25 protein-coding genes and 1 tRNA gene are annotated in these 25,091 nt (G+C 62.9%); 12 read left to right on the top strand and 14 right to left on the bottom strand.

Annotated features, from left to right (window positions below; all coding sequences use genetic code 11):
• Positions 1-52: 52 nt before the first annotated feature.
• The 4 genes from DIC75_RS10145 (at position 53) to DIC75_RS10130 (ending at position 4,652) form a co-directional block, all read left to right on the top strand.
• Positions 53-2,236, top strand: coding sequence for a BMP family ABC transporter substrate-binding protein (locus tag DIC75_RS10145; RefSeq protein ID WP_250987926.1), 2,184 nt, complete (start codon positions 53-55; stop codon positions 2,234-2,236).
• 119 nt (positions 2,237-2,355) lie between these two features.
• Positions 2,356-2,742: a hypothetical protein gene (locus DIC75_RS10140; RefSeq protein WP_250987925.1), complete on the top strand. Its 387-nt coding sequence runs from the start codon at positions 2,356-2,358 to the stop codon at positions 2,740-2,742.
• Between the two features lie 179 nt (positions 2,743-2,921).
• A complete protein-coding gene (locus tag DIC75_RS10135; protein ID WP_250987924.1) occupies positions 2,922-3,164 on the top strand; it encodes a hypothetical protein in 243 nt (80 codons plus the stop codon).
• A gap of 213 nt (positions 3,165-3,377) precedes the next feature.
• Positions 3,378-4,652, top strand: a complete 1,275-nt coding sequence (locus DIC75_RS10130) for a PQQ-dependent sugar dehydrogenase (RefSeq protein ID WP_250987923.1) — start codon at positions 3,378-3,380, stop codon at positions 4,650-4,652.
• Positions 4,653-4,684: 32 nt separating this feature from the next.
• On the opposite strand, the gene DIC75_RS10125 is transcribed toward DIC75_RS10130, so the two are convergent.
• The 9 genes from DIC75_RS10125 to DIC75_RS10090 all read right to left on the bottom strand — a co-directional run bounded on the left by DIC75_RS10125 (position 4,685) and on the right by DIC75_RS10090 (position 11,990).
• A complete protein-coding gene (locus DIC75_RS10125) occupies positions 4,685-5,158 on the bottom strand; it encodes a VOC family protein (RefSeq protein ID WP_250987922.1) in 474 nt (157 codons plus the stop codon).
• Between the two features lie 57 nt (positions 5,159-5,215).
• The gene (locus DIC75_RS10120; protein ID WP_250987921.1) at positions 5,216-5,971 is read right to left on the bottom strand and encodes a GNAT family N-acetyltransferase; all 756 of its coding nucleotides are present in this window, start codon (positions 5,969-5,971) and stop codon (positions 5,216-5,218) included.
• On the bottom strand, positions 5,953-6,369 hold the full coding sequence (locus DIC75_RS10115; protein ID WP_250987920.1) for a hypothetical protein: 417 nt from the start codon (positions 6,367-6,369) through the stop codon (positions 5,953-5,955). The genes DIC75_RS10120 and DIC75_RS10115 overlap by 19 nt, the downstream gene beginning before the upstream one ends.
• A gap of 206 nt (positions 6,370-6,575) precedes the next feature.
• A complete protein-coding gene (locus DIC75_RS12360) occupies positions 6,576-6,980 on the bottom strand; it encodes an excalibur calcium-binding domain-containing protein (protein ID WP_352151762.1) in 405 nt (134 codons plus the stop codon).
• A 287-nt stretch (positions 6,981-7,267) separates the two neighbouring features.
• Entirely contained in the window at positions 7,268-8,095 is an 828-nt protein-coding gene (locus DIC75_RS10110; RefSeq protein WP_250987919.1) for an alpha/beta fold hydrolase, read from the bottom strand.
• 2 nt (positions 8,096-8,097) lie between these two features.
• The gene (locus DIC75_RS10105) at positions 8,098-9,090 is read right to left on the bottom strand and encodes an alpha/beta fold hydrolase (RefSeq protein ID WP_250987918.1); all 993 of its coding nucleotides are present in this window, start codon (positions 9,088-9,090) and stop codon (positions 8,098-8,100) included.
• Between the two features lie 81 nt (positions 9,091-9,171).
• On the bottom strand, positions 9,172-10,140 hold the full coding sequence (locus tag DIC75_RS10100; RefSeq protein ID WP_250987917.1) for an SRPBCC domain-containing protein: 969 nt from the start codon (positions 10,138-10,140) through the stop codon (positions 9,172-9,174).
• Between the two features lie 171 nt (positions 10,141-10,311).
• Entirely contained in the window at positions 10,312-10,803 is a 492-nt protein-coding gene (locus DIC75_RS10095) for an SRPBCC family protein (RefSeq protein WP_250987916.1), read from the bottom strand.
• 227 nt (positions 10,804-11,030) lie between these two features.
• Positions 11,031-11,990, bottom strand: a complete 960-nt coding sequence (locus tag DIC75_RS10090; protein ID WP_250987915.1) for a nucleoside recognition protein — start codon at positions 11,988-11,990, stop codon at positions 11,031-11,033.
• Between the two features lie 383 nt (positions 11,991-12,373).
• Between DIC75_RS10090 and DIC75_RS12355 the strand changes: the two genes are divergently transcribed.
• Together DIC75_RS12355 and DIC75_RS10085 are read left to right on the top strand one after the other, a co-directional pair.
• Complete coding sequence (locus DIC75_RS12355) at positions 12,374-12,502, top strand: symporter small accessory protein (protein ID WP_352151760.1); 129 nt, start codon at positions 12,374-12,376, stop codon at positions 12,500-12,502.
• Positions 12,492-14,069, top strand: a complete 1,578-nt coding sequence (locus tag DIC75_RS10085; protein ID WP_250987914.1) for a sodium:solute symporter family protein — start codon at positions 12,492-12,494, stop codon at positions 14,067-14,069. Before DIC75_RS12355 ends, DIC75_RS10085 begins: the two co-directional genes overlap by 11 nt.
• Before the next feature lie 85 nt (positions 14,070-14,154).
• On the opposite strand, the gene DIC75_RS10080 is transcribed toward DIC75_RS10085, so the two are convergent.
• Together DIC75_RS10080 and DIC75_RS10075 are read right to left on the bottom strand one after the other, a co-directional pair.
• Positions 14,155-14,607 carry a hypothetical protein gene (locus DIC75_RS10080; RefSeq protein WP_250987913.1) on the bottom strand — a complete coding sequence of 151 codons (453 nt, stop codon included), beginning with the start codon at positions 14,605-14,607 and terminating at the stop codon, positions 14,155-14,157.
• 152 nt (positions 14,608-14,759) lie between these two features.
• Positions 14,760-15,500, bottom strand: a complete 741-nt coding sequence (locus DIC75_RS10075) for a helix-turn-helix domain-containing protein (RefSeq protein ID WP_250987912.1) — start codon at positions 15,498-15,500, stop codon at positions 14,760-14,762.
• Positions 15,501-15,769: 269 nt separating this feature from the next.
• On the opposite strand from DIC75_RS10075, the gene DIC75_RS10070 reads away from it, so the two are divergent.
• Positions 15,770-16,009: an MTH865 family protein gene (locus tag DIC75_RS10070; protein WP_250987911.1), complete on the top strand. Its 240-nt coding sequence runs from the start codon at positions 15,770-15,772 to the stop codon at positions 16,007-16,009.
• Between the two features lie 76 nt (positions 16,010-16,085).
• Here the strand turns inward: DIC75_RS10070 and DIC75_RS10065 are convergent, their stop codons facing one another.
• Entirely contained in the window at positions 16,086-17,003 is a 918-nt protein-coding gene (locus DIC75_RS10065; RefSeq protein WP_250987910.1) for a PhzF family phenazine biosynthesis protein, read from the bottom strand.
• A gap of 377 nt (positions 17,004-17,380) precedes the next feature.
• On the opposite strand from DIC75_RS10065, the gene DIC75_RS10060 reads away from it, so the two are divergent.
• Positions 17,381-17,596: a hypothetical protein gene (locus DIC75_RS10060; protein ID WP_250987909.1), complete on the top strand. Its 216-nt coding sequence runs from the start codon at positions 17,381-17,383 to the stop codon at positions 17,594-17,596.
• Between the two features lie 198 nt (positions 17,597-17,794).
• Here the strand turns inward: DIC75_RS10060 and DIC75_RS10055 are convergent, their stop codons facing one another.
• Positions 17,795-18,361, bottom strand: coding sequence for a hypothetical protein (locus DIC75_RS10055; RefSeq protein ID WP_250987908.1), 567 nt, complete (start codon positions 18,359-18,361; stop codon positions 17,795-17,797).
• Positions 18,362-18,840: 479 nt separating this feature from the next.
• On the opposite strand from DIC75_RS10055, the gene DIC75_RS10050 reads away from it, so the two are divergent.
• The 4 genes from DIC75_RS10050 to DIC75_RS10035 all read left to right on the top strand — a co-directional run bounded on the left by DIC75_RS10050 (position 18,841) and on the right by DIC75_RS10035 (position 24,937).
• The gene (locus tag DIC75_RS10050) at positions 18,841-20,625 is read left to right on the top strand and encodes a PAS domain S-box protein (RefSeq protein WP_250987907.1); all 1,785 of its coding nucleotides are present in this window, start codon (positions 18,841-18,843) and stop codon (positions 20,623-20,625) included.
• Between the two features lie 208 nt (positions 20,626-20,833).
• Positions 20,834-22,348: a transglutaminase-like domain-containing protein gene (locus tag DIC75_RS10045; protein WP_250987906.1), complete on the top strand. Its 1,515-nt coding sequence runs from the start codon at positions 20,834-20,836 to the stop codon at positions 22,346-22,348.
• Positions 22,349-22,680: 332 nt separating this feature from the next.
• Entirely contained in the window at positions 22,681-23,829 is a 1,149-nt protein-coding gene (gene ercA, locus DIC75_RS10040) for an alcohol dehydrogenase-like regulatory protein ErcA (RefSeq protein ID WP_250987905.1), read from the top strand.
• Positions 23,819-24,937: a PAS domain S-box protein gene (locus DIC75_RS10035; RefSeq protein WP_250987904.1), complete on the top strand. Its 1,119-nt coding sequence runs from the start codon at positions 23,819-23,821 to the stop codon at positions 24,935-24,937. The genes ercA and DIC75_RS10035 overlap by 11 nt, the downstream gene beginning before the upstream one ends.
• Before the next feature lie 36 nt (positions 24,938-24,973).
• Here DIC75_RS10035 and DIC75_RS10030 read toward each other — a convergent pair.
• A tRNA-Arg gene (locus DIC75_RS10030) sits at positions 24,974-25,045 on the bottom strand.
• Positions 25,046-25,091: the final 46 nt, after the last annotated feature.

The raw sequence follows: 25,091 nt of genomic DNA, 5'->3' as shown, positions 1-25,091 counted from the left end.
CATATTTGAACCGCCGGCGAAGTATACCGATCACAGGCGCCCGGACGTTACCATGACTGCACGACCATCGTTCCCTGGAATCGCCCTTATTCTGATCCTCACGTTCTTCTGCATGGTCACGCTAGGAGTCTATTTTGCAGGATGCACCGCCGCGGCCGATCCCGGTCCCGTCCGTATCGGCGTCCTGCTGCCCGGGAGCGGACCGCTTGCCATGCACTCGCCGGACGCACTCGCCTGGGCGGCGGATGCGATGAGCCGGCAGGGCGGCCGCACGATCGAGCTCGTATACCGGGACACGAGCACCGGCAACGCCTCCGCATACGCGGAGGAACTCGCCGGGCGCGACGATATCGATATCATCATCGGCCCCGCGACAAGCGCGGAACTCGTGCAGGCTGCTCCCATCGTCACCGGACGGGGCAAACTCCTCATCTCCTCGAGCGTCACGACGGGACTCGTCACGGCCGAGTTCAAAGATAATGACCTCTTCTGGAGGACCTGTCCCGCCGACGGCCGGCAGGTGGAGGCAGTCTTCCGGCTCCTCCGGGAAGACGGCGTCAAAACCGTCTCGCTCGTGACCGCGAGCACGCCCTACGGGGAGACGTTTGCACGGCTTGCCCCGGCAGCGGCCGCGATGAACGGGGTCCGGATCGCCGGAGCGGTATCCCTCAACGCGTCGGATAATTTCACGGAGATTGCCGCACGGATCGGGGAGGAAGAGCCTGAGGTGGTCGTTGCCGCCGTGTACCCGGAGGAGGCGGTCCGGCTTTCCGATGCGCTCTCCGCCGCAGGCTCCCCCGCCGGCCTCTTCCTGACCGATGCCGGCCGCTCGCCCTACCTGCTCGCGAGCCTCGGGCAGCGGGCGGAGGGCATCCGGGGCACGTCGCTCTCCCCCGACCCCTCGACCGGGTACGCTGTCGCCTACGAGGAGATCTTCGGCGAGGCACCGCCGCCGTTTGCCGCACAGACTTACGACGCTCTTCTCCTTGCCGTCTACACCGCGGCACGGCAGGAGGCGGTCCCGGCAGAACCGCTCGCAAAATCCCTCCGGTGGGTCGTCTCCGGCGACGGCACCGCCAAAGGCTGGGACCCCCAGGAGGCGAGCGAAGCCGCGGCGATGATCCGTACGGGCGCTCACCCCGCCGTCACCGGCGCCTCGGGCCCCCTCCGGTTCTCCGAAACCCCCTCGGCAGGCCCGATCGTCGGATACTACACCCGCTGGGGGGTTGAAGGCGGAGCGTTCTCGGAGGGCACTCCGATACCTTCCGCAGACGTATCGGTGGCCCTCCCCGGCCTCTCCTACGACCCGGCGGCCGGCACCGGCGATGAGCCGGTGATCTGGATGGTCTACCCGCTGGCGAAGGGCGACCGGTCGTTCGCCGACTCGGCGTACCGCGGCCTCTTCCGGGCGCAGGAGTCGTTTGACTTCACCAAGCGGGAGTGTTCGTACGACGATCTGGCGCTCCTCGACGCCGTATTCTCTGCCGGGAACTTCACCGAGAAGCCCGACCTCGTGATCACCGAGGGGTTCCAGTTCACCGACGCCTCCCGGGCGTGGGCGGAGAAGAACCCCGACATCCGGTTCTTCACCCTCGAGCAGGCGGACTTTGCTCTCCCGAACGCGTGCGACGTCGTGATGGTCCCCTACGGGGCGTCCTACCTCGCGGGCGTGATGGCGACGGATATGACGGAGACGGGCCGGATCGGTGCGGTTGCCGGTGCTCCGGTCTCCGTCATCGATCCGTTCGTCGAAGGGTTCCGGGCGGGGGCGAAAGCGCACGACGCATCCGTGAACGTGACGGTGGCTTACGTCGGCGAGAGTTTCGAGGGGTTCGGCATGCCGGAGCGTGCGGGGGAGCTCGCCCGCGGCCTCCGTGCAGAGGGTGTCGACGTCATCCTGATGATCGCAGGCTCCGGAAACACCGGGATCGTTGATGCCGTCCGGGAGACCGGTGACGTCTACCTCATCGGCGAGGATACCGACCAGTCCTACCTCGCCCCGAACCTCGTCGCCGCGTCGGTGGTAAAAAGGATCGACGCGATCGTCCATCACGCGGTGGAGAACGAGATCGACGGCACGTTCACGCCGGGACAGGAGGTCTGGACGCTCGAGAACGGCGGCACCGGGCTTTTTGTCTCGCCGGGGTTCGACGAGAGGTACGCGACGCTCCCCGTCGAGTGGCGGGAGAGGGCGATCGCCGCGGAGAACGACTACCTGAAGACGGCGGTGCTCTGAACGGGACGGCTGGCCGGGGAAACGCCGCGCACCCGGCCGCCCACACGGGCGCGAATATGGTGAACTGATATGTCCACAGGTTGATATCTCTACGTTGCACCGCGCGTGCACGGGCTGAAGTGATCAAAACGAGCTGGCAGGACCTTGCAATAACCGGCATCACGATACTCTTCGCGGTCATGCTCCTGCCGCAGCTCCGCGACGTGCTGTCGCGCGGCGCGGTGCTGAACTTCTTCTCGGCGCTCTTCACGAGCATCCTCGGCTACAGCATGGCGCTGGTCTTCGCCACCCTCGGGCTCTGGATCTCGATGGTCGGCCAGGGGCTCGTTGCAACCGTATGGATGCTGCTCGCGTGCTTTTCGCTCCGGAACGTGCGCAACCGTATGTTCCCTGAAGAGACACTTCTCTCCGTTGCCCTGGATTTCTTTACGGTCTGGGTGCGGGGTGTCGCCTTCATCGTTTCGGGAAGCGTGAAGGAAATCTTTTCGCGGATCAGCCGGGAATGACCGGTGCAGTCTTTGGGGCGCATGCCGGAATCGAGCCGCATTCCTGCCGGTGAAGCGGGTTACCGTCGTTTCGGAAAGGCTAACTTCTCGTGCGGTGAGGGCGTAGTATGGAGCGCATCACTTCCGGGGCAGGCCGGTGCACTGCAGGATCGCCGGAAAAGACGGCAAGAGCGGATCGAATGGCTCTCCTTGAGGAGATCGCTGCGTTCGTCCGTGAGCATGGAGAGATCCTTGCCCGATACCACCTCTATTCGATGGACGACCTCAAACGCATCGAGCAGGAGTGCTGGAGGCTGCACGACGAGGCGTGCAGCAGAGGCGCCTGCGGGACTGCCGGCGAACTGGTCGAACTGGAGTACCTCATCGACCGGGCGAAGGAGATGAAGGCGAAGAGGATGGAAGAGGAAAGAGGCCCGGGTTGACCCGGAACGGAGGCCACATCGGTCCCCCTTGCTGCCGCCTCACCGACGGTCCCCTCTTTCTCGCGAAGAGTGCGGGACCCGGTTCGCCACGGCACTTGCCGTCGCTTTCGCCGGCGGAGACATCGGGGTCCCCGCATGCCGCAGATGAAGCGACGGGTAGACCTCCATAGCCCGGTACCTTTAAGTGCTTCTGCCCGATCCATCCTCCCGGATGTGGAGATCGTGCCGGATGTTGTTCTTCCCCGGGTCGCCCCGGAAAGAGTGGGCCTTGAGGCGGTCGCCGCGGGATTCACCATGCCTGTCGCGCTTGCGTCTCCCGGCGACGGGACCGGGCGGCTCTTCGTCGCGGACCTCCCGGGCGTCATCCGGGTCATCGGCGCCGACGGTCGCCTGCTTGATGAGCCGTTCCTGGATATCACCGACCGGGTCGTCAGGCTGCGGTCCGGCTACGACGAGCGCGGACTGCTCGGTCTTGCGTTTCACCCCCGGTTCGCGGAGAACGGCAGGTTCTTCGTCTACTACAGCGCTCCGCCGAGAGCCGGGGCGCCGGGGGGCTGGGACCACACGAGCCGAATATCGGAGTTTGCCGTCTCGACAGACAACAATCGGGCGGATCCCGGCTCCGAGCGGGTGGTCCTGGAGGTCGACCAGCCGCAGTCGAACCACAACGGCGGCTCGATCGTCTTCGGCCCCGACGGCTACCTTTACATCCCGCTCGGCGACGGCGGCGGCGCACGCGACGTCGGGAGAGGCCACCCGCCGGGAGGAAACGGGCAGGATATCACCACGCTGCTCGGGAGCATTCTGCGGATCGACATCGACGGCCCGAAGCCCTATGGCATCCCGGCAGACAACCCGTTTGTCGGAAGAGAGGGGCGGGACGAGATCTACGCCTACGGCCTCCGCAACCCCTGGCGCACGGCCTTCGACGCCGGGGGGGAGCACCGCCTCTTCGCCGCCGACGCCGGGCAGTACCTCTGGGAGTCGGTGAAGATCATCATCCCGGGCGGCAACCACGGCTGGAACCTCCGGGAAGGCAACCACGCCTTCGACCCCGAGAACCCCCGCGAGTCGCCGGAGGACGTGCCCCGGGTCGGCCGCCGCGGCGAGCCCCTGGTCGACGCGATCATCGAGTACCCGAACGCCGACCAGCCCGGCGGCATCGGGCAGGTCGTGATCGGCGGATACGTCTACCGCGGCAGTGCACTCCCTGCGCTTGCCGGGCGCTACATCTTCGGCGAATGGAACCGGGCGGGCGCCGAGGGCGACGGGATCATTTTTGCAGCCACGCCGCCGGAAGACCCGGAAAAGATGTGGGAGTTTACCGAGGTCGAGGTGGCCGCGGGCGGGACGGAAAACCGGACCGTCGGGGCGTACATCCTCGCGTTCGGGGAGGACGCGGATCACGAACTCTACGTCCTGACCGCGGAGAGCAGGGGACCTACCGGAGAGACGGGCAGGGTCTACCGGCTCGTGCCGGCACCCTGATCCGCTTTGGCCGGAATGCGAGCCTGAGATAGTTACTTCCCGGGTCCCTTCCGGACATCTCGCATCGTCGTCTCGAAATCGCGCATGCGTGCAAAGTCCGGCGTGGTGAAGACCAGACGGTAGCCGTCGGGATCGCGAACCACGACGTCCCGGGTATTCCAGGGCCGGTCCACCGGCCCTTCGATGACGGCCCCGGCATCTGCAACCCGTGCGGCGAAGGCGTCGAGAGCGGGGATCCTGTCGACCGCCTCAGCGGCGAACGCGAGCGTGATGGTGACGCCGGGGCACGGTTCGGCGCGGTCGTCGCGGCGGGGCACGAGCAGGATATCCTGGTGCTTCAGCCGCCGGAGATGGGCAAGGTGCGTCCTCCCCTCAGGGTCCTGCATCCGGTAGACCAGGGCGAAGCCCAGGACCCGGGTGTACCAATCCACGGACGCCTCGACATCCCGGACCTCGAGGGTGGGAAAGAGCATCATCGGGTAGATCTCGTGCTCGATTGGTTCCATGTAAGTCCTCTCTGTTCTCAACAGACATCTCGGTATCGAACCGTTCCCGGCAGGGCTCTACGGACCCGTCTTTCCCGTATCGTAGACCATGGTCAGGACGCTGAGGGTCCGATGCGGCACCCACGCTCTATGGGTGGATACGGTGCGAAACCCCGCCCTCTCGTACAACCGCACCGCTGCCGGGTTGGGGGCGATGACGTTCAGGGCTATTGTTCCGCCCCCGCGGGACCGGACCTTCCGGACGGCACCTTCGAGCAGGGCAGCGCCGACCCCCCGGCCCCTCTCGGCCGGGACGACCGAGAGGCTGGAGATGTAGTATCCGGGTTCCGGCGCTCTCTTCAGGTAGTTCGGTGCAAAGATCAGCCATTCGGCGAGAAGGAACCTGGCGGCGGTGACGGGGCCGGCCGCACGGGCGATGACAAAAAATTCCTCCGCAAGCCCCGGCGAGTGAGGGGTCTGCATGACCAGGATCCCGACGACCCTGCCTGCCCGGACAGCGCAGGTGATGTTCTCGTGCCCGAAGGCGTTGCCGCCCGCCAGGATCAGTTTTTCGATCCTCCGGAGGGCTACTGTGCGGTCCCTGCCAAAGACGAGAGAGAAATACACCTGCTCGGTATCGTAGATGAGGCCGGCAACCTCTCTAACGGGGTGCTTTTCCGGGCTGAACGGTTCGAGGATCATCGACGGCGCATCAGGGCGTGAGTGACGGTGGATCGGGCAAGCACCGGCACGATGACGGTCTACCCGGGTTTTGGGCTCCTCGCCGAGGAGCCTTGAGACGATCACTATGCTCGTTATGGCCGTCCCTTCCACTCCCAGATCCTCGAATGGCTATTGCCTTCGGCATCAACGGTATATTCGACCACGGCCACGATCCCATTGAGGCGGCTCCATTGCGGGGTGGACGAGCGGAAGAGGAGAATCCCGTGGAAGAGAGTCTCAGGGCTCCACAGACTTCCTTTACCCATCCCGGTTCCGGTGTACATGGCTACCTCACCGCTTGTTGATGTTACTACTCCGATACCCTCCGCGTAGAAGGTATCCGGAGAGCGCCACACGCTCCGGGCAGTTGAGATATCCTGCATATCGATATCAAGCAGTTTACCGGTCGACTGGTCTGTCGTCTCGATCTTCGGGCTGGTTTCGAGAAGTTCGACAATTCTCGTGCCGATGATCTTCCCCCGGGACTCACCTAACAGTTCACCTGACATCCTCAATTCCTCCTGTTGCTGCAACTCCCCGCATCTCGACGCCGATAGGGTTCGGGACCGTGTCCGGTTCTGTGGGGAGCGCCGGGCCATCCTATCTTTAACGAGATAAAAATATATATGCCGGATTACAGGCGCCCCCGCCGGCGCGAGACTCCCCATCAAGACGCCCGAAGACCTCCTTGTCGCATTCCTGCTCGCCTCACCGTCTACTTCAGGCTCTCGCAGGCGATACCGTCCTCGTCAGCGTCAAGTTTGTGAACATCGCCAATTCCTTTCGACCGGCAGTAGTCATAGCATGCTTGCGCTTCACTCTGAGTCTTGAAGTCGCCACAGTTGTAGCGGTCACCCGAGCAACTGCATACTTCGCAGGACGTCGGCGCCGGTTTCTGGGTTGTCGGTTTCGTGGTCGGCACGGTGGTCGGTGTATCCGTAGGTGCCGTTGCGGGGAGAGAAGTCGGCGGCGGTTGTGTCTCTTCCGCGATCGTTGTCGATGCTGCCGGTTGACTCTTGGTAGCGGCCCGTGAAGTGCAGCCCGATACAAAGATCGCCAGGCAGAAGATGAAAATGATCCCGACGATTACGCTCCTCTTCGACAAACGCAGGTCTACCATGGGAGGCCAATGGACGATTGACCTCTTTAAATTTTCGCGGGTCTCTTATGGCAGCTGAGAAGGGCCTGCCGGACTGCCCCGGGCCCGTGCCGTCGAGGTCTGGATGTCAGAACCGGCGGGCATACGAATCGGGCCAGCGTCTCCGGCCCCCAGAGGAGCGTCACGACTACGGCGATCACCGCTGTGATCGCCCCCGGTGACGGCCGGGTCGTAGTATTGTAGAGCCAGACGATGAGGACCCGCAACGTGACCGTGGAGAGGGACTGCCCCGCTGCTCAGACCGCCGGTCACACTCCCCCACCCTCCGGCACGGGCGCATCGAGGAACTCTCCAATCATCGAGAGCAGCCAGTCGGTGCGATCGATGAGCGTGATATGAGTCGTGCCGGGGAGGACCGCGAGCCGGGAGCGGGGAAGCCCGACGAGATCCCCCGGGACGCCGCCGCCGAGCAGCCGGAAGAACTCCACCGCATGCTCGGGGCGAACGACGTCGGAGTCGCCGATGATGACGAGCGTGGGCGCCCGGATCGACCGGATCTCCCCAGGCGTCCAGCCCTGAAACTCCCGGTCCAGCTGCTTCACCTTCTCGATAAGCCCGGGCCAGTCATCCGGATTCGGGGCTGTCCGGGCGTACTCTTCCGCGAACGGGGTTCCGGCCAGATCCTCGGGCTTCAGGTTCTCTTCCCCCTCGTACATCTCGGGGTAGGCCCCTTCTCTCGTGTAACTCGGCGAGACGAGGACGAGTTTGTGCACGAGTTCGGGGTGCCGGACGGTGATCTCGAGGGCGATGGCGGCCCCCATGCTGTAGCCGAAGATGTCGGCTTCTTTGACCCCGATCTGCCGGAGGAGTTCGGCGGTATCCTTTCCCATCCCCTCGTAGGTCAGCGGGCGGTCGATATCGGCGGTACGGCCGTGAGCCTGCTGCTCGACGGCGATGACCTGCCGGTTCGCGGCGAGCGTCGGCAGCATCCTCTGAAACGAGCCCTCGATCGTCGTGAGCGCCCCGTGAAGGAGCACCAGCGGTCGGCCGGTGCCGTGAATCTCGTAATACATCGAAAGCCCGTTTATGGCCGCGTAGCGGCCCGGGGCCGCGGGTGCAATCTCATTTGTTACCATGATCATTTCTCCTTCTGGTTTGTAGAGGGACCGGGAATGCCGTTGTCGTACAGGAACTCCGTGATCCCCTGCCTGACTTCTTCGTCATGCCCGAGGAGCATGTGACCGCCCCCCGGTACGGCAAGGAGACGAGCGCCCGGGATCTTCCGCACAAGGGCACGTGCATTCTCGTGGAGCGCCAGCGGATCGTCCACGGCGCTGACCACCAGCGTGGGGGCCCTGATGGTGCCGAACGGATAATCGTTGCCCTCCTGGTCGTTGAGCAGTCCGGGGGTTGATACGTAGATGTCAAAAGAACTTCCGTCTATCCGGGCGCTGACCGGCAGGAGGCTTGAAAGCAGCATCCTGACCTCGGCCTTATCTTTTGGGGTGAGCCGCTTTCCCCGGGGCACGCCGGCCCATGCTCCTCCCACGATCGGCTGGAAATAGGTGACCGTTGCCCAGTAGATGAAGTTGTTCGTGAAGAAGATGGTGAAGATGGACTTCGGCATGACCGGCCCCTTTCCCGGGGCGACGGGCTCGACAAGGACGAGGGCCGAGACACGCTCCGGGTAGCGCAGGGCAAACTGGATCGCCGATGCGGATCCCGCCGAGTAGCCGACGACGGCGGCCTGCTCGATCGCAAGGGCATCCAGCAGGCAGGCAAAAGCATCCGCCTGCATGGCGACGCTCGCTGCCGGCGGCATGGGCGAGCCGGGGTAGCCGAACCTTGAGGGCGCGATGACCTGGAACCGCGGGTCGATGGTCCGGCCGGCGAGCATCAGTCCCTGGTCGAACCCGCCCGCGTTGCCGTGGACGACCAGCACCGGATACCCGGATCCCACCCGGGCGTATTCGATGCTCCCATAGTCCGTCCGGGCCACCCGGCTCCCCGACCTCTCGATACGCTCCCGGGCGGCACGCATATCGCTCCGGTAGCGCACCGCGACCGCCACCCCCGCGACGGCGATACCGAGCAGGATGAGAACGATCGGGAGGTCAGCCAATGAGTTCACGCTCCTCTCGGTCGTGCCGGTTGGCGACCTCGCCGTTCCACGCCGGCATCCCGGGCCTTGCACCCGGTTGAACCCGGGTCTTCAAGCGCCTCGCTGCGTCTCTTCGAGGAGCCTGGCGAACCGGTCCATGCTCTCGACCGCCCCCTCCCTCATGCCCGAGGCGAGCGCCGCGTCGCGATCCTCGACCGTCGAAAAGACCGTCCGGTCCGTCACCCTCGTCCTGCTGCCCAGGTCTTCGAATGTCACCGTCTCGAGCGTGACGCGGCCCGGCTCGCCCTCGAACTCGGAGGTGCCGACGAGCCGCTCAGGCGGGGTAATGTCGTGATACACCCCGTGGAACGCGTATTCGTTCCCATCGGCGTCGCGCTGGACATACCGCCAGGTGCCGCCCGGCCGCACCTCCATCTCCTCGACCGTCGTCGTGAGGTTCGCCGGCCCCCACCACCGGGGTATGAGGTCCGGGTTCGCGAAGATCCCGAAGACGGCATCCCGCGGCGCGTCGAAGACCCTCGTTATGACGACGTCCTGTTTGCCCGGCTCGGCGGTAAGATGCGTCTTCGCGGCTCCTTTCAGGACGTCTGCGAGTTTGTCGAGGGACTCGTTCCAGCCGACTACGGCCATATCGCGGTCCTCGTCCGCCGGGACGCCGGGCTCCCGTATGGTCACCTTTGTCCCGCCGTCGGCGTCCTCGAACGTCACCGTCGCCACCAGTTCCAGCGGCCAGTCCCCGGTCATCCCGTAGTACGAGGCCGGGACGACGTTGCCTTCTGCGTCCGAGAACGAGTCGGTGAAGACGAGCCGTTCCGCGGGGGCGATCTCGCGGTACTCACCCGTGCTCCAGAAATCCTGGCCTTCGGGCGATCGCATGCCAAACAGGTACCTGCCTTCCTCGCGGAGGTCGATCCTGATGACCGGCTCAGTGAAGCCCTTCGCCCCCCACCAGCGTTTGACATACCCGGGCTCTGTCCACGCCTTCCAGACGAGTTCGCGCGGTGCGTCGAAGACGCGTTCGATGAGAATTTCCGACCTGATCTGCTGTGCCTCTTCCATGGAGTGCTCACCTTAGAGCGCTCCTATAACGGCCGGGTGGTTATTAACCCATCGGCAAATACTCCTGACGAGGTTGCCGCAGGTCCCCTTCCCGGGCGGCTGCCCGGCACCGGAGGGCCGCGGCAGGATCCCTGCATGAAAAAAGTCGGGTTGAGGCCGGCTGCTCCACGTTCATCGTGCCGGCGCCGCCTGTTTCAGCGACTGCAGGAGTTCCGCGAGGCGCTCCATGGGGCCGGTCATCTCTTCCTCCATGCCCGACTGGAGCATCCCGTCGCGGTCCTCGACCGACTGGAAGATCAGGTGGTCGGTCATCTTTGTCCTGCCGCCGCCGAGGTCTTCGATCGTCTCCGTCTCGAGCAGAACATGGCCCGGCATGGCCTCGTACTCGAAGGTGTCGACGATCCGCTCGGGCGTAACCTCGTGGTATACGCCGTGGAACGCGTACTCGTTGCCCTCGGCATCGCGCTGGGTGACGCGCCACATCCCGCCGGGCCTCGTGTCCATCTTCTCGACCGTGGTCGTGATGCTCTCCGGCGCCCACCACCGCGATATCAGCTCCGGGTCCGTGCACGCCTTGAACACGAGGTCCGGCGGCGCGTCGAAGACCCGCGAGATGACGATCTCCTGCTTGCCCGGTTCAGCGGTGATACTTGTTTCTTCCATCATATCTCCCTCCGATTTTCCCGGGCTTCATCGTTTCTCCATGAAAAACTTTCCCGTTGCGGGTGCACCGGTGAAAACAGATATGATGACGGCAAACCGGAGAAATACCTCACTAAATACAGTGTTTTCGCCGTATGCCCCTTGTGCAGGCTCACGTTCTCCGATAAGGGCCTCAATCGTGCAGGGCACTACGACGGGCGAACGCCCGGAGATCTCCTTTGCCTTCCTTACCAGAACCGGGCCAGCAGGAAGATGGCTATCAGGAGAAGGCCGTCCTGGAGAATGACGGAGATGACCATGATCTCGGTGCCCCGCCTTGGCCCGAAGATCGCGATGTAGAACGACCCGAGCCATCGCAGGTAGGTGGTGAGGCTGGTGAGCAGGTTCGCCACGAGCAGCGTGATGACGATATCCCTGCCGGAGATATCGCCCGCCGCGAGCAGTCCGGACGCAAGGCTTGCCGCGGCGACGTACGACCCGAACTTCGCGGCGATGATCGCGAGCCCCTCGGGCGGTATGGGGAAGAGCCTGCTCGCGCCCTCCAGGTAGGCGGCAACGGCATCGAAGAAGCCCGCTTCGATGAGAAACGCCACGGCGACGATCGTCGGGATCATGATCCCGAGGATCCGGCGGAGGGTTTTTGCGGTCGGTCCGGTTGCGGCAGAGAGCGCTTCCCGCAGCGACAGAGTCTTCCCCGGGGGTCTCTCCGGCGGCCCGGACGCCGGAACCCCGGGAAGAAGCATCCTCCCGGCCACCATGACGATGCCGGTCTTGAGAAACCCGATCCCCATCAGTATGGCGAAGTAGATCATCCCGAAGACCCCGAGCAGCGGCACGTAGACGGGAATGAGGTAGCGCCAGTGCATGACGACGGACGGGAAGGAGTTGATGAGCGCTGCGACGACGAGTTCGACTCTCCCGATCATCCCCTTGTTGTAGTAATCGACGAGCATCGCGTCCGCCGCCTGCGGCGAGATGAACGCCAGGAGAAAACTCGTCCCGCACTCGCGGGGCAGGTGGGAGAACGTCGTGACCGGGTAGGCAACACTCGCGATCCTGTCGGTGATCCGGAGAGCAATCAGGACCTCGGCGAGCAGCACGCCGATGACGACGATCGGAACCGTCCGGAGCAGGAGCTCGAACGAGAGGCCCAGTGTCGCTGAAACGATCTCTACCGTGCTGTCCATGATCCATCACCTTACGGCCCGGCGGGCCGCTCTCCGGGACTTCGCCCCGAAACAACATCCGGTACGCCGTCCGTGCATATCACCGTTCTGGATGCCCGGGAGCACGATCGGCTGCCGTTACCCGGGCCAGTACTGCAAACGGGGCTTTAATATGGGAAGAATCCGGCAGCGATGCAATCTCCCTTCGCTTGAGTGGCAAAAAGATCGTATGGTTTAAATACAATGGATCTAGAAGGTGTTTAGGTACTCGATGATTGGCAACGATTTAGAGTCCTACCACTGCACGCAGGTGCAGAGCGCATTCTTCTTTAGGTAGGGAACCGGCCCTTTGCTGAGTTCCCGTGTAATGTAACGGTTTTCCCGTTACCGCCAGGTGGTTTGTTATGTTTGGCATTACTGATCCCTCGATCTGGGTTGGATATCTGCTTGCGCTCGTCTTTACGCTCGCATGCTTAGTGTACGGCCTGTGGAACTGGAATAACGGCGCGGAGGAGCAACGGGATGGCAGTTGATACAGGGCTCTTCGTCGCGATAACGCTGGCGTATCTCGTCATCATCATCGGTCTCGGCTATCTCGGCTACCGCCAGACAAAAGAGAGCGACGACTACATGGTCGCCGGCAGGAAGATCCATCCCGTGATCCTTGCCCTCTCCTACGGAGCGACGTTCATCAGCACGTCCGCCATCGTCGGGTTCGGGGGCGTTGCGGCGCAGCTCGGCATGGGGCTGATCTGGCTGACCGTCCTCAATATCGGGCTCGGGATTCTCATCGCATTTGTCGTCTTCGGAAAACGGACCCGCAGCATAGGGAATAAACTCCGTGCCGTGACCTTCCCCGACCTGATGGGGAAGTGCTACGGGTCGCCGTTCATGCAGTATGCCGCGGGGCTCGTCATCGTCATCGCCATGCCGCTGTATACGGCGGCGATCCTGATCGGCGGCGCCCAGTTCATCACGAGCACGCTGCAGATCCCGTATACCACCGCGCTCATCGCGTTTGCCGCGATCGTCGCCCTCTACGTGGTACTCGGCGGGCTCATCGCCGTCATGTACACCGACGCGCTGCAGGGCGGGATCATGCTCGTCGGCATGACCATCCTTCTCGCGCTCACCTACATCCAGCTCGGGGGCGTTATCGAGGCGCACACCGCTCTTGCCGCGATGTCGGACCTCGTCCCGCAGGCGCTTGCCGCCGGAGGGATGACCGGGTGGGCTTCCATGCCGGCACTCGGCTCGTCCATCTGGCTCACGCTGGTGACGACGCTCGTTCTCGGGGTGGGCATCGGGGTGCTGGCGCAGCCTCAACTCGTGGTCCGGTTCATGACCGTCAAGGACAGCCGGTCGCTGAACCGGGCGGTCCTCGTCGGCGGACCATTCATCCTGATGATGACCGGCGTCGCCTTCACGGTCGGCGCGCTCACGAACGTCTACTTCTACCAGACCCAGGGAGTGATCGCCCTGCAGGCGGCCACCGAAGGGAACGTCGACACGATCATACCGAACTTCATCAACGCATCGATGCCGGACCTCTTCGTCGTCATCTTCATGCTGGCGCTCCTTGCCGCCGCAATGTCCACGCTCAGTTCCCTCTTTCACGTCATGGGAACGTCGCTCGGGTTCGACGTCGTGCGGCGCACCGGTCACGAGAAAGCGGCGATGCGGCCGATCCGGGTGGCAACTGTCGTCATGATCGTCGTAAGCGTCGTCCTGGCCTTCATCCTGCCCGGCAGCATCATCGCCCGGGCGACGGCGATGTTCATGGGCCTCTGTGCTTCAGCGTTCCTGCCCGCCTACGCCCACGCCATGTACAGCAGCAGGCCGTCGCTCCGAGCGGCGAAGATGAGCCTCGTCGCCGGAGCTGCCGCCTGGTTCGCGTGGACCGCCTTCGTCCACGTCAAGGAGTCGGCGGCGCTCGGGCTCTCCAACCTCCTCTTCGGGGTTCCGGCGGTCCTTTCCGCGCCGTGGCAGGTCGTGGATCCGCTCGTCATCGCCCTTCCCCTCTCGACGGCCGCACTGCTGATCGGGTGGGTGCTCGACCGGCATGAGGTGCCCGCGGAGAAAGGGGCCGAGGCTGCCTGACGGCCGCTCCTCCCCGGAAACTTTTTTTGACGAGTCGGCCGGAAGCCGGCACCCTCGACAGGGGCGATACGGACCCCCAACCCCCTCATCCCTTCCGCTTTCTCCCCACGGAGTCCATGGCAGGCCCGGGCTTTCCCCCTGAGGTCGACTCCGAGCGGATGCGAACGGTATCGGCGGACTCCCAGGTCGCCGTGATCGTCTCTTCGGCCTCCCCCGGACCGCTCCAGTGCATCTCCAGGGTGTCGGCATCCTTCCACCTGCCGGTGTGGTCGTGTACGCTTCCGTCTGACCCCACCCCGAACATATGCATCGTCTCGCTCCAGCGGTCGTAGCTCCAGAGATCGGTCTCTTCGTAAGGCATATCGCCGAGGGTGTACGCGAGAACGCTCTCGATGCCGTAACCCGCGGAGACCTCCCGGACGATGGCCGTACCCCGGCCCGCCAGGGCGTTGCCGTCCGGCATACGTATGGTTATATCCAGGTCCCAATCTCCCACGAACCGGTCCTTGAGCCTGTTCAGTTCCTCAGGCTGTTCCATACCTCCTCCCCAGGAGGCTCCTGACTGGTGCCATGCATCAAATATGTTTCTGTTCATGCCGTATGAGAGGAGAGCAGCGGCTCACCGATCGCGTGATTCGCCGTTGTACGGAACCGTAAATGCGGCAGCGGTTGCTGGGACGGGAAGGCACTCTACGGCTGCAGGGCACCGATGCCCTTGAGCGTCTTATAGCCCTTCTCGGTGATGATATAATCCCCCCGCTCGTGCCGCTGCAGGATCATCCCGGCATCCTGGAGTTTCTTGAGGTGAAAGAGCAGGTTGCCCCCCCTTAGACCGGTCAGGTTCGAGAGAGCCGAGAACGTCTGTGTCCCGGCGGCAAGCGACTGCACGATCCGGAAACGGTGCCGGTTTGCAAGCGGTTCGAGTATGTCCCTGACCAGGATCTCGTCCGAGAGATCCGCGATGGACGAAGATGCCTCTTGATCACACCGGTAGATCCCGAGCGAGCGCATCAGCTCGATCTGTTTCTCAAAGAGGCGGTTCGTCTCGGCAAAACAGGTGGAGCAGCTCTCGAACTTCCCGCCCTTCCGCATCGCCGCGAGCCGGTCGCGGTATGACCGGACGACCGCTTCGCTTACTTCGCCGTCCCGGATATGCTCTGCAGAACTCTTGAGAAACTCGTAGAATGCGGCATAACACCGATCCCGCATCGGGCAATCCCGGATCATCCGCTCCCGGAGCCTCTGGTCCGCGTCGGAGAGGTGCTGCTCAACGAAGACCCCCGCGTACTCCCTGCGGAGCCCGTCGATGGCCGTATCGACGTGCTGCCTGTTCGCGTACTCGATGAACCGCCGGAGTTCGCTCCTGAGTGCCGCAATCTCGGACTGGACTTCTTTAATCTCCCGGCCGTAGCGTTCTGTCCCGTCAGTCATTGGATCCTCCATCGTCGATCAATACCGTACTGTTACGGTTATGAGAGTGTAGCACGAGATTCTTGTATAGTTTAATGACGAGCATCTATATTATTATAACCGTCCAACGGGAGGATCGGCGAAACACGTTCCCGAACGGCGTCGCGCCGGAGCGTTCGTACCGGATGAGAACGCAGAGCAGGCAAGCGGCCTGTAAGGGCGCACGTTTCGGTTATGCCGATCACGGCAAAGGCCGCCGGGGACATCGCCGAGATGCTGGAGGCAAAGAAATGAACGTTAAAGAAGAGATCCGTGCCCAGATTGCCGGCGCCCTCGTCGGCGCGAAGTTCCCGATCAGGACGCCCGAAGAGCTCCTTGCCGCATTCCCGGCGGGAGCGGCGACCAGGTGCAAAGCAGGCGATGTGGAGATGACCGCCGGTGAAGCCGGCACCCTTCTAAAGCCTGAGGACTTCCCCTTCACAAGCCCCGGACAGGTGGCCGACACCATCCTCTCCCGGGCGGGAATGTAACCTTTTTTCATTGTTGCCGGGTGGACAGCGCCCCGTCTACGATAACCTGCTCACGGTGTACAGGTCGGCGGCAGGGTCATTCCGGTTGTCCCGGGGGAGCTTCTGTAGAGAGGACGTAGTCCCCGTCGATCCGCACCTGCCCCCGGCCGCCGAACATGAGCCCCCCATCTTCGGGGCGGAGCAGGCGGACGATGTTCGGGTTCTCCCGGTCGGGCCCCTGCTCGATGACGAGCGTCCGGCTGGTCCAGAGGTTCTCCCGGACGAGGAAGTTTCCGAGGGCGGCGTTCCCCGAGCCGGTCGCCGGGTCCTCCAGGTACCCGAACGTCGGGGCGAAGACCCGGGCATGCAGGTCGTTCTCCGGAAACGCCGTCTCGCGGGTATAGATGACGACCACGTCGACGGAATGGGCGAGGGCGAACGCACGGAGCGTCATGTAGTCGGGAGAGCACCGGATGCAGGCGTCGAGCGAGGCCAGGGGGACGAGCAGGGTTTCGAGGCCGGCGTTCACGACGCCGGGGGGTATCGCGGGATCGATATCCCGGATGCCGAGACCGAGGGCGGCGGCGGTCTCTGCAGCGTCCGGGCGTGCGCCGGAGAACTCCGGTTCGGGAGCCCGGATATACACCATGCCGTCCTCGCCCGTCCGGTTCAGCACCGTGACAACACCTTTGTTCGTCCGGAGGAGCAGGCTCTCCCGGTCACGGAACCGGTCGTCGTTTCGCACCACGTCGTCCATGACGGCTATCGTCGCGTGGCCGCAGAAGTCGACCTCCCGCTCGCAGGAGAAGTAGCGTATCGAGAGGTCGCACTCGCCCGGCGTGCCCTCGCGGAGAAAGCCGACTTCCGAGACGAAACCCTTCAGTTCGCGGGCGATCCGCTGCATATCGGCGTCGGGGATCTCCTCCCCGGGAGAGAGGCGGACGTATCCCGCGGGATTCCCTGACGATCCGGCGGCTGCAAAGGCATCGATCTTCTTGAACCGATAACGTTTCATGAGTCCACCCGCGCTGCTCGCCGTGAGCCTGAATGCCGGTTCTGCCTGTTCATCCAGCAGTTGTCCTCCTCCGGAAGGGAAAGAATTTGCCATCTGCTCTGGCAGGATAACGGCGGCAGAATGCTTTGCTGTGAGGACGACCGACAGGGTGTTCTGCCGCGGGAGAAGGACGGACTGTTCCGCCGGGTGTCGGCAGGAACACCGGCCACGGCCTCTCTCTCGCGCAGGTTCCTCGCCCTCCGGGGAACCGGCCTCGCCCGGCAGCCGTGCGCGGTCCGGTATGCGGATCCCCGACGGTGAAATCAGGTACGGCGAGGCAGAAGTCCGGGCGGTCTTCCGCCAATCCGCGGGTGCGCCCGCATTCCGGGAAGGTTATTATGGACGTCCGTCCTCTCCACGAAGGGATAACGATGAAGGCATGGAATGCAGCAATCCTCGGAACGGCGATCATCTGGGCGGGAGTCATCATCGCCACGGGGATCGTGCTTGCGGGAACGGGTTATTTCGGTCTGCTCATCCCCATTCTCGGCGGCGGGGCGGCCGGTAATCTCATTGTTGTTGCAGGAGCGACGGGCCGAAGGGCCGGAGCTTGAGAAAACGCGAAGCGTTTTCGAACTGCGACGTTCCAACGGAATGCGACGGGCCGAAGGGTGCGACTGCCGGAACGGCAGGGAGCTTGAGAAAACGCGAAGCGTTTTCGAACTGCGACGTTCCAACGGTTCATTAGAACTGGAGCTTGCGAGGGTAAGACCGCTGCTGCCGGACAGGATTCACGAAAAAGAATAAGGGGGTTAGTTCTGCTTTCTCCCCGCAACCAGCAGCAGCCCGACAATCAGCAGGGCACCGCCGGCCAGGGCCGGAGAGAGGGGCGCCTGCTGCGTGGGAACCGGCACGGGGTTCAGCGTCACGTAGAGGTCGACCGTCTCACCCTTGGCGGGGTACCGGTCGATAGAGCCCGTGTAGGTCTGGTAGCCTTCCTTCGTCACGGTGTAGGTCTGGTAGGGTGTTCCGGTCGTGTAGACCTGCACGGAGAGGACTCCCTGGCTGGTGACCCCTTTGACCTCGTTGTCGAACTGGACGGTTGCGCCGTCAACGTTGCAGTGGACGGTATACCAGCCGATGTCTCCCCCGATCAGCGGTGCCTGGGTGGGCTGGACCGGGTTGATGGTCGCGTAGAGATCGAACACCTCTCCCTTGCCGGGAACGGAGGTTACGTCCCCGTAGTAGGTGGTGTACCCGTCTTTCTCGACGCGGAACGACTGGTAAGGCGTTCCGGTGGTGTAGACCGGGACGTACAGCACGCCGGCCTCGATCTCTCCCTTATACTCGTTGTCGAAGTATACCTGTGCTCCATCCACGTTACAGTTGACTGCATACCATCCGTTGTCTCCGCCCAGGGGTGGCTGAGCACTCGAAGGAAGGACGATAAGACAACAGGCAACAAGAGAAAATACCAGAATATTGCGTACAACGCTCTGCATAAAAGCCTCCGCTTTAATTAATAAATTGTCTTCTGACGTATATATCTTACTCTATTATAACGGCTGAAATTCAAGATCAAACGTTATTTCCAGGAGAAATTCGGAATCTCCTGATTTATTCACGCAGTTTTGCGCTGCTTCCGGGTGGTCCCGGCGGGAACGCGCTCACGCACGATCTCCCCGTATACCGTTATCCACACGGTGGTGCCTGACGGCAGGTCCGGGGAGGCCGGGGGCGATGAGCAGGTGTCCGCAAACAGACAACCATCCCGGGAAACAGCAGCCCGGAACATCTTCCGGTGACATTTATTGCATGGAAAATATAAAAATAAGGCCTGCATGGGGAGGGTCCTATTGTGGCACCACTGACCGAGACCACCCGTATACTCATCATCGGCATCCTGCTCGGGATATCAGTCTTCCTGACCTACTACTTTCATGCAGTCCTCTCCGTAGGGGCGGTCTTCTCCCACTTCTTCTACATACCCATCATCCTCGCCGCGCTCTGGTGGGGGAGAAGGGGCATCAGCGTGGCGTTCTTCCTCGGCGGGCTGGTCCTGATCAGCCACTTCCTCCTCAGGATCGACGTCGGGACCTTCAACGACTACGGGCGTGCGTTGATGTTCGTCGTGGTCGCCTTCGTCATCGCCTGGCTCTCCGAGCGGCTGAAGAGGCAGCAGAAGGACACCGAGAAAGAACGTGACCGGGCGCAGGGCTACCTGGACGTGGCTGCCGTCCTGCTCGTCGTCATCAACGCGGACCAGACCGTCGCCCTCATCAACCGCCGCGGCTGCGAGCTTCTGGGGTACCGGGAGGACGAACTCGTCGGGAAGAACTGGTTCGACGTAGCGATCCCGGAGCGCAACAGGGAGGATGCCCGGCGGGAATTCTTACACGCGGTATCCGGGGTCTCCACGATACCCGATATGGACGAGAACGTCATCGTGACGAAGGACGGCGATGAGCGCACGCTCATCTGGAAAGAGGCCATCCTGAGGGACAACGGCGGCCGCATCACCGGGGTCATCGGGTCGGGGAAGGACATCACCGACCGGATCCGGGCGGAGGGGGCGCTCCGGAGCAGCGAGGCCCAGCTCCGCACGATCGTCGAGAACCTGAACGAAGGGCTGGGTGTCTTCGACCTCGAAGGCAACCCGCTCCACTGGAACCGTGCCGCCGCCGAGATCTTCGGACTGCTGGGCCTTGAGACGGTCCCCGCGAACGTGAGCGAGCTCGGCGATATCTTCGAACTTGCAACGATGGACGGGACCGTCCTTCCGGTGGAGGAGTGGCCCCTGTCCCGCATCCTGCGCGGGGAGCAGGTCCAGGATGTGGAGGTGCGTACCCGGCGCATCGGGGCCGAGCGGCAGCGTGTATTCAACTACGGCGGCACCCTGGTCCGCGACGCGGGCGGCAACCCGTTCATGGCGGTGGTCACGTTCACGGACATCACCGGACGCAAACAGGCGGAAGAGGCTATCCTGGCGGCGAACGAAGAGGCGAACCTGTATCTCGACATCATGGTCCACGACATCAACAACGCCAACACCATAGCGCTCGGTTACAGCGACATCCTCGGTGAAGACCTCGAAGGGAAGAACCGGGATATGATGCAGAAGATCCGGTCGGCCGTCAGCCAGAGCATCGAGATCATCCAGAACGTCTCCACGATCCGGCGTCTCCGCCCGCCGACCCCCCCGCTGAAACCCGTCGACCTCGACGCGGCGATCCGGGCCGAGATCCGGCAGCACCCGGAGACCGATATCAGGTACGCCGGGAGATCGGTTGCAGTCCTCGCCGACGACCTCCTCCCCGAAGTCTTCACCAACCTCGTCGGCAACAGCATCAAGTTCGGGGAGCCCGACGTCACGATCGAGATCCGGGTCGAGGAGCGAGACGGCGAGGTGCTGGTCTCGATCGAAGACACGGGCCCGGGAATACCCGACGCGACAAAGGCCATTCTCTTCTCCCGGTTCCGGAAGGGGAAGAGTTCGAAGAGCGGCAAGGGTCTCGGCCTTTACATCGTACGTATGCTTGTTACGCGCTATGGCGGCCGGATCTGGGTCGAAGACCGGGTACCCGGCGCCACGGATGCGGGGGCGGCGTTCCGGTTCACGCTCAAAAAGGCCCGAGAGGGGTAATCAGCGGCACCAGGTGTGCCCGAAGCCCCGCCGCAGATGTAGAAGGGCCGGACGGCCCTGCCGGCCTCCGCGGTTCCCGGATGCACGGGCCGCAACCGACGAATGCCGGGGATATTCCCTGCAAAAAGAGTGTAAATCCCTGATACTCGCCGGAGAAAGACCCCTCAAAACAAAAAGATTTTTCACTGTTCCGCATGTTCTCTCTATTATGAGATACCGTGCGATCATCGCTCTCCTGGCTGTATCCGCCCTCCTCCTTGTCTTTGCGGCCGGATGCACCGCCGCAACAGAAGAAAAGATCCCCTCGCCGGCCGACGAGGCCTATGCCCGGGGACTGGCCGAGTACGCGAACGCCAACTACCGCATCGCCGAAGAACGCTTTGCGGAAGCCTTCGCCCTCTACACGGACGTCGGCGATCCGGATAAGGCTAAGGCCGCGAGGAACGCTATGTTCCGGGCGAACAGGACATACATGGAGTATCCCCTCGACGCTGCGGCCGCAGAGGCGGCGCTGCGGGAGAAGGTCCCCGGCATCACCGACGAGGACATAACTGACTGGCTGGAGAACCGCGCCCAGAAGATCGTCTCGGAGAACGAGACGCTCTACTTCTACGACGTCTCCAGCGACTACCTCTACGCCCACTTCGACGAGATGCGGAAGGTGACCGCGACGACGCTCGACTTCGACTACATCGCCCGGTATGCCTGGTCGGAGAACCGGTCCGGAGAGACCGGGCCGTACGTGAACCCGGTGCGCTACGAGGGCGTCGAGCGGCTCGAGATCCCGTTCGAGGCGCTTCCCTCGTCGGGAGTCTTGAAGATCTGGCTCCCGCTTCCGGTCGAGACGGAATCGCAGAGGAACGTCACCGTCACGAACCTCTCGTGCCCCGAGTTCATCGTCGCCGGCCCGGTCACCACCGGCGCTATCGGCTATGTCTACTACGAGGTCCCGGCCGGGGCGGTCAACGGGAACCTGGTCATCTCGGCGGATATCGGGTTCACCTCCTACGAGCAGATCTTTGAGGATATCGACCCGGCAAAGGTCGGGGAGTACGACACGAGCGATCCCGAGTACCTGCTCTACACGGCATCGGAGAGGAACATCGAAGTAACGGATGCGATCCGGGAGAAGGCGCTCGAGATCGTCGGGAACGAGACGAACCCGCACCTCCGGGCACAGATGATCTACTACCACATCATCAAGACCTACCCCTACAGCCACGTCCCGCACGGTTCGCTCGATACCCGGGACCCGAAGGTCGCCGAGTCCACCTACATGTTCGAGACCGGTCACGGCGACTGCGGCACCCAGAGCATGCTCTTTGCCGCATTCTGCCGGTCGCTCGGGATTCCCGCCCGGGCCATCGGGGGCTACCAGATGCTTCTTTCCGAGACGCCCGGCACCCACTTCTGGGCGGAGTACTACCTGCCCGGCTACGGCTGGGTCCCGAACGACGTAACGGTCGCCGAGATGGCCGACTGGGTCACCATCCCTGAGGAGAAGCGGACGGCATTCAAGGACTACTACGCCGCGAACCTCGATCCCACACGCCTCGTGATCCAGAAGAACGTCGACGCCCCGATGGACCCGGCCATCCCCGACGATGCCGTCGTCTTCAGGGCGGTCAGACAGACCCCGGCAATCGTTTCCGATACGGCAGAGGACGATATGGATCTCTTCACCTCGGAGTTCTTCAGTATCAGCCTTGCGGCCGTCGACTGACACCAATCACTCATTTTTTCGGACGGTTCAAAAACCGTCCCGGTTCCCTTCAGGTCTGCCTGAGACGGCAACGCCGACGATGAAACTGTCCTGCATGCGATCCGGCACGGAGGGGCGGGAAGTATGATGCGGTAACGGCAGGGATGACGCAGGGATTTCCACGCGACATGTCCATTTTTTGTGCAGAATTTAGTTAACGGCGTGAATTCGCCGGATGTAATACCAGAATGTATATTAGTCAATTGTGACGGTTCGCCAGGTATATATGGATTCGGCTCCGTATAGTTGAGTAGAGCCGCGCTTCAATCGCCAGAATACCGTCGGGTTGAATCATGATCCAGAGAAGCCAGCTTGACCTGAGAAAATTCGTAGCTCCCGAGTTTGTCTGCGGGCACGGGGCACTGCAGCTTGCAGGCAGGTATGCACGCAATTTAGGGATGAAGCAGGTACTCCTCGTCACCGACCCGGGTGTCCGGGCCGCAGGCTGGGCCGAGGCCGTAGGGGAGAGCCTGACTGAAGCAGGAATATCGTTCACCGTTTTCGACTCTATCTCTGTAAATCCCCGTTCCCGGCAGGTGATGTCGGGTAAGGAGGTTTACCTGTCCGAAGAATGCACCGGCATCGTCGCCGTCGGTGGAGGAAGCCCGATGGACTGCGCCAAGGGAATCGGGATAGCAAGCTCCAACATGCAGGATATCCTCGCGTTCGAGGGCGTCGACCGGGTGCCGGTGCCTGCGCCGCCTCTCATCTGCATCCCGACGACCGCCGGGAGTTCCGCCGATGTCTCCCAGTTCGCCATCATCACGGACGAGGAGAGAAAACGAAAAATCGCCATCGTCAGTAAAGCACTCGTTCCCGACATCTCTCTGCTCGATCCCGAACCGCTGACGACGATGCCCCGGGACCTGACCGTAGATACCGGCATGGACACCTTGAGCCACGCGATCGAGGCCTACGTCTCGAACGCCAGTTCCCCGATGACCGACGTGCATGCCCTCGAGGCGATACGGCTCGTCAGAAGCGCACTGCCTGCGGCCCTGGAAGAGCCGGAAGACCTGAACCTGCGGTTCTCGACCCTCCTTGCCAGCCTTCACGCAGGACTCGCGTTCTCCAACGCAAGCCTCGGGGCCGTGCATGCGATGGCGCACAGTCTCGGAGGGGCCTACGACCTTGCGCACGGGCGGTGCAACGCGCTGCTCCTCGAGCACGTGATCGCGGCCAACTACGAGGCGGCGGCGGACCGGTACGACCGGATAGGAGCGATCCTCGGGAATGGACCGGACGAACGAACACCCCCGGCGGAGGGGGTGGCGGCGTTCAGGAAAACGCTTGGCATTACCGAGACCCTCGCCGAAATCGGCGTCCGGGAGGATGCGATCCCCGCCCTTGCCCATGGGGCGTACGCCGACCCCTGCATGGTAACGAACCCGCGCAACCTCGCCTGCGAAGATATCGAACGGATCTATGAGCATGCACTCTGAACCTCCCAACGGCCGGGATACGCTCCGGGAGAAGATCATCGGTCTTGGGGAGACGTCCCTGCACAAGAGTTACTACCCGGAACTGCAGAGCCGGCTTGCGGAACTCGAGCGGTTCCGGGCGCTGCTTGATCAGACCTACGATGCGATCTTTCTCATCCGTGCAAAGACCGGGATGCTTGCGGACGTCAACGCGGCCGTGAGGGCGTACCTGGGCTACTCGAAGAAGGAGCTGCTTGCAACATCATTTGCCGACCTGATCTCCCCGCAGCAGAGGGCCTGGTTTGTCGATTTCGTCCGGAAAAACGACGATCTCCCCTCCGAATCCCGGCAGACCTGCACCGCGTCGCTCGTATCAAGGGCCGGATCGGAGATCCCGATGGAGATCACCGTCCGGTCGGTCACCTTCGGCGGCGAGCAGTATATCGTAGCGATTGCACGGGACATTACCGACCGGATTCGCACCGAGCGGGATCTGAAGATAAAGGAGAGTGCTCTCGAATCGTCGACAAACGGCATCCTCATCGCCGATCTCACCGGGGCCGTCATGTATGCCAACCGGAGTTTTGCCTCGATGTTCGGGTACGGAGAGGGGGGTGCAATCACGGGGCGAAACCTGGAGGCATTCTTTGCGGACCCCACCGTCGGGGAGAAGGTTACGGCCCATCTCCTCGACAACCCTGCGATCGTGCAGGAGACGATCGGGCTGCGAAACAACGGGTCTCCGTTTCATATCCAGGTCTCGGGCAGCGTCGTGCAGAACGATGCCGGGCAGCCGCTCTGTATCATGCTGATTGTTATGGATATCACCTGGCGGATCCACACCGATCAGATGAAACAGGAGACATACGCGCAGCTCGGGAGAAACATCGAGCAGTTTGCCATTCTCGGGGACCATATCCGGAACCCGCTGCAGGTGATCGTCGGGTATGCGGAGATGCTTGACGACCCGTTTGCCGGGAAGATCCTCGAGCAGTCACGCCGGATTGACGAGATCATCACCGAGCTCGACCGGGGATGGGTCGAGTCGGCGAACGTCAGGCAGTTTCTGCGGAGGCATGGAGATGGTGCGGAGCCCCCTGAGGAGGCGTTTTTATGCTTATGGAAATAGGATCTGCCCTGACGGACATTCGACCAAAATAAGAAACGCCCCGGCCGGGATTCGAACCCGGGTCGAAAGCTCCGGAGGCTTTCAGGATATCCACTACCCTACCGAGACTGCGATATGATGTTGTTCTGTATGGTATAAAAGGCCAGCGGAGAGG

Source organism: Methanoculleus oceani (genome assembly GCF_023702065.1).
GTDB classification, from domain to species: Archaea; Halobacteriota; Methanomicrobia; order Methanomicrobiales; family Methanoculleaceae; genus Methanoculleus; species Methanoculleus oceani.
Note: the sequence above shows the minus strand (reverse complement) of the source record. Positions and strands in the feature narration are given on the sequence as shown.

Excerpts from the sequence above, each read along its gene's own strand:
- DIC75_RS10045 (WP_250987906.1), top strand. The coding sequence starts at position 20,834 with ATGAGATACCGTGCGATCATCGCTCTCCTGGCTGTATCCGCCCTCCTC.
- DIC75_RS10125 (WP_250987922.1), bottom strand. The coding sequence starts at position 5,158 with ATGGAACCAATCGAGCACGAGATCTACCCGATGATGCTCTTTCCCACC.
- DIC75_RS10135 (WP_250987924.1), top strand. The coding sequence starts at position 2,922 with ATGGCTCTCCTTGAGGAGATCGCTGCGTTCGTCCGTGAGCATGGAGAG.
- DIC75_RS10110 (WP_250987919.1), bottom strand. The coding sequence starts at position 8,095 with ATGGTAACAAATGAGATTGCACCCGCGGCCCCGGGCCGCTACGCGGCC.
- DIC75_RS10100 (WP_250987917.1), bottom strand. The coding sequence starts at position 10,140 with ATGGAAGAGGCACAGCAGATCAGGTCGGAAATTCTCATCGAACGCGTC.
- DIC75_RS10115 (WP_250987920.1), bottom strand. The coding sequence starts at position 6,369 with ATGTCAGGTGAACTGTTAGGTGAGTCCCGGGGGAAGATCATCGGCACG.
- DIC75_RS10065 (WP_250987910.1), bottom strand. The coding sequence starts at position 17,003 with ATGAAACGTTATCGGTTCAAGAAGATCGATGCCTTTGCAGCCGCCGGA.
- DIC75_RS10090 (WP_250987915.1), bottom strand. The coding sequence starts at position 11,990 with ATGGACAGCACGGTAGAGATCGTTTCAGCGACACTGGGCCTCTCGTTC.
- DIC75_RS10085 (WP_250987914.1), top strand. The coding sequence starts at position 12,492 with ATGGCAGTTGATACAGGGCTCTTCGTCGCGATAACGCTGGCGTATCTC.
- DIC75_RS10060 (WP_250987909.1), top strand. The coding sequence starts at position 17,381 with ATGGACGTCCGTCCTCTCCACGAAGGGATAACGATGAAGGCATGGAAT.
- DIC75_RS10095 (WP_250987916.1), bottom strand. The coding sequence starts at position 10,803 with ATGGAAGAAACAAGTATCACCGCTGAACCGGGCAAGCAGGAGATCGTC.
- DIC75_RS10145 (WP_250987926.1), top strand. The coding sequence starts at position 53 with ATGACTGCACGACCATCGTTCCCTGGAATCGCCCTTATTCTGATCCTC.
- ercA (WP_250987905.1), top strand. The coding sequence starts at position 22,681 with ATGATCCAGAGAAGCCAGCTTGACCTGAGAAAATTCGTAGCTCCCGAG.
- DIC75_RS10080 (WP_250987913.1), bottom strand. The coding sequence starts at position 14,607 with ATGGAACAGCCTGAGGAACTGAACAGGCTCAAGGACCGGTTCGTGGGA.
- DIC75_RS10070 (WP_250987911.1), top strand. The coding sequence starts at position 15,770 with ATGAACGTTAAAGAAGAGATCCGTGCCCAGATTGCCGGCGCCCTCGTC.
- DIC75_RS12355 (WP_352151760.1), top strand. The coding sequence starts at position 12,374 with ATGTTTGGCATTACTGATCCCTCGATCTGGGTTGGATATCTGCTTGCG.
- DIC75_RS10075 (WP_250987912.1), bottom strand. The coding sequence starts at position 15,500 with ATGACTGACGGGACAGAACGCTACGGCCGGGAGATTAAAGAAGTCCAG.
- DIC75_RS12360 (WP_352151762.1), bottom strand. The coding sequence starts at position 6,980 with ATGGTAGACCTGCGTTTGTCGAAGAGGAGCGTAATCGTCGGGATCATT.
- DIC75_RS10035 (WP_250987904.1), top strand. The coding sequence starts at position 23,819 with ATGCACTCTGAACCTCCCAACGGCCGGGATACGCTCCGGGAGAAGATC.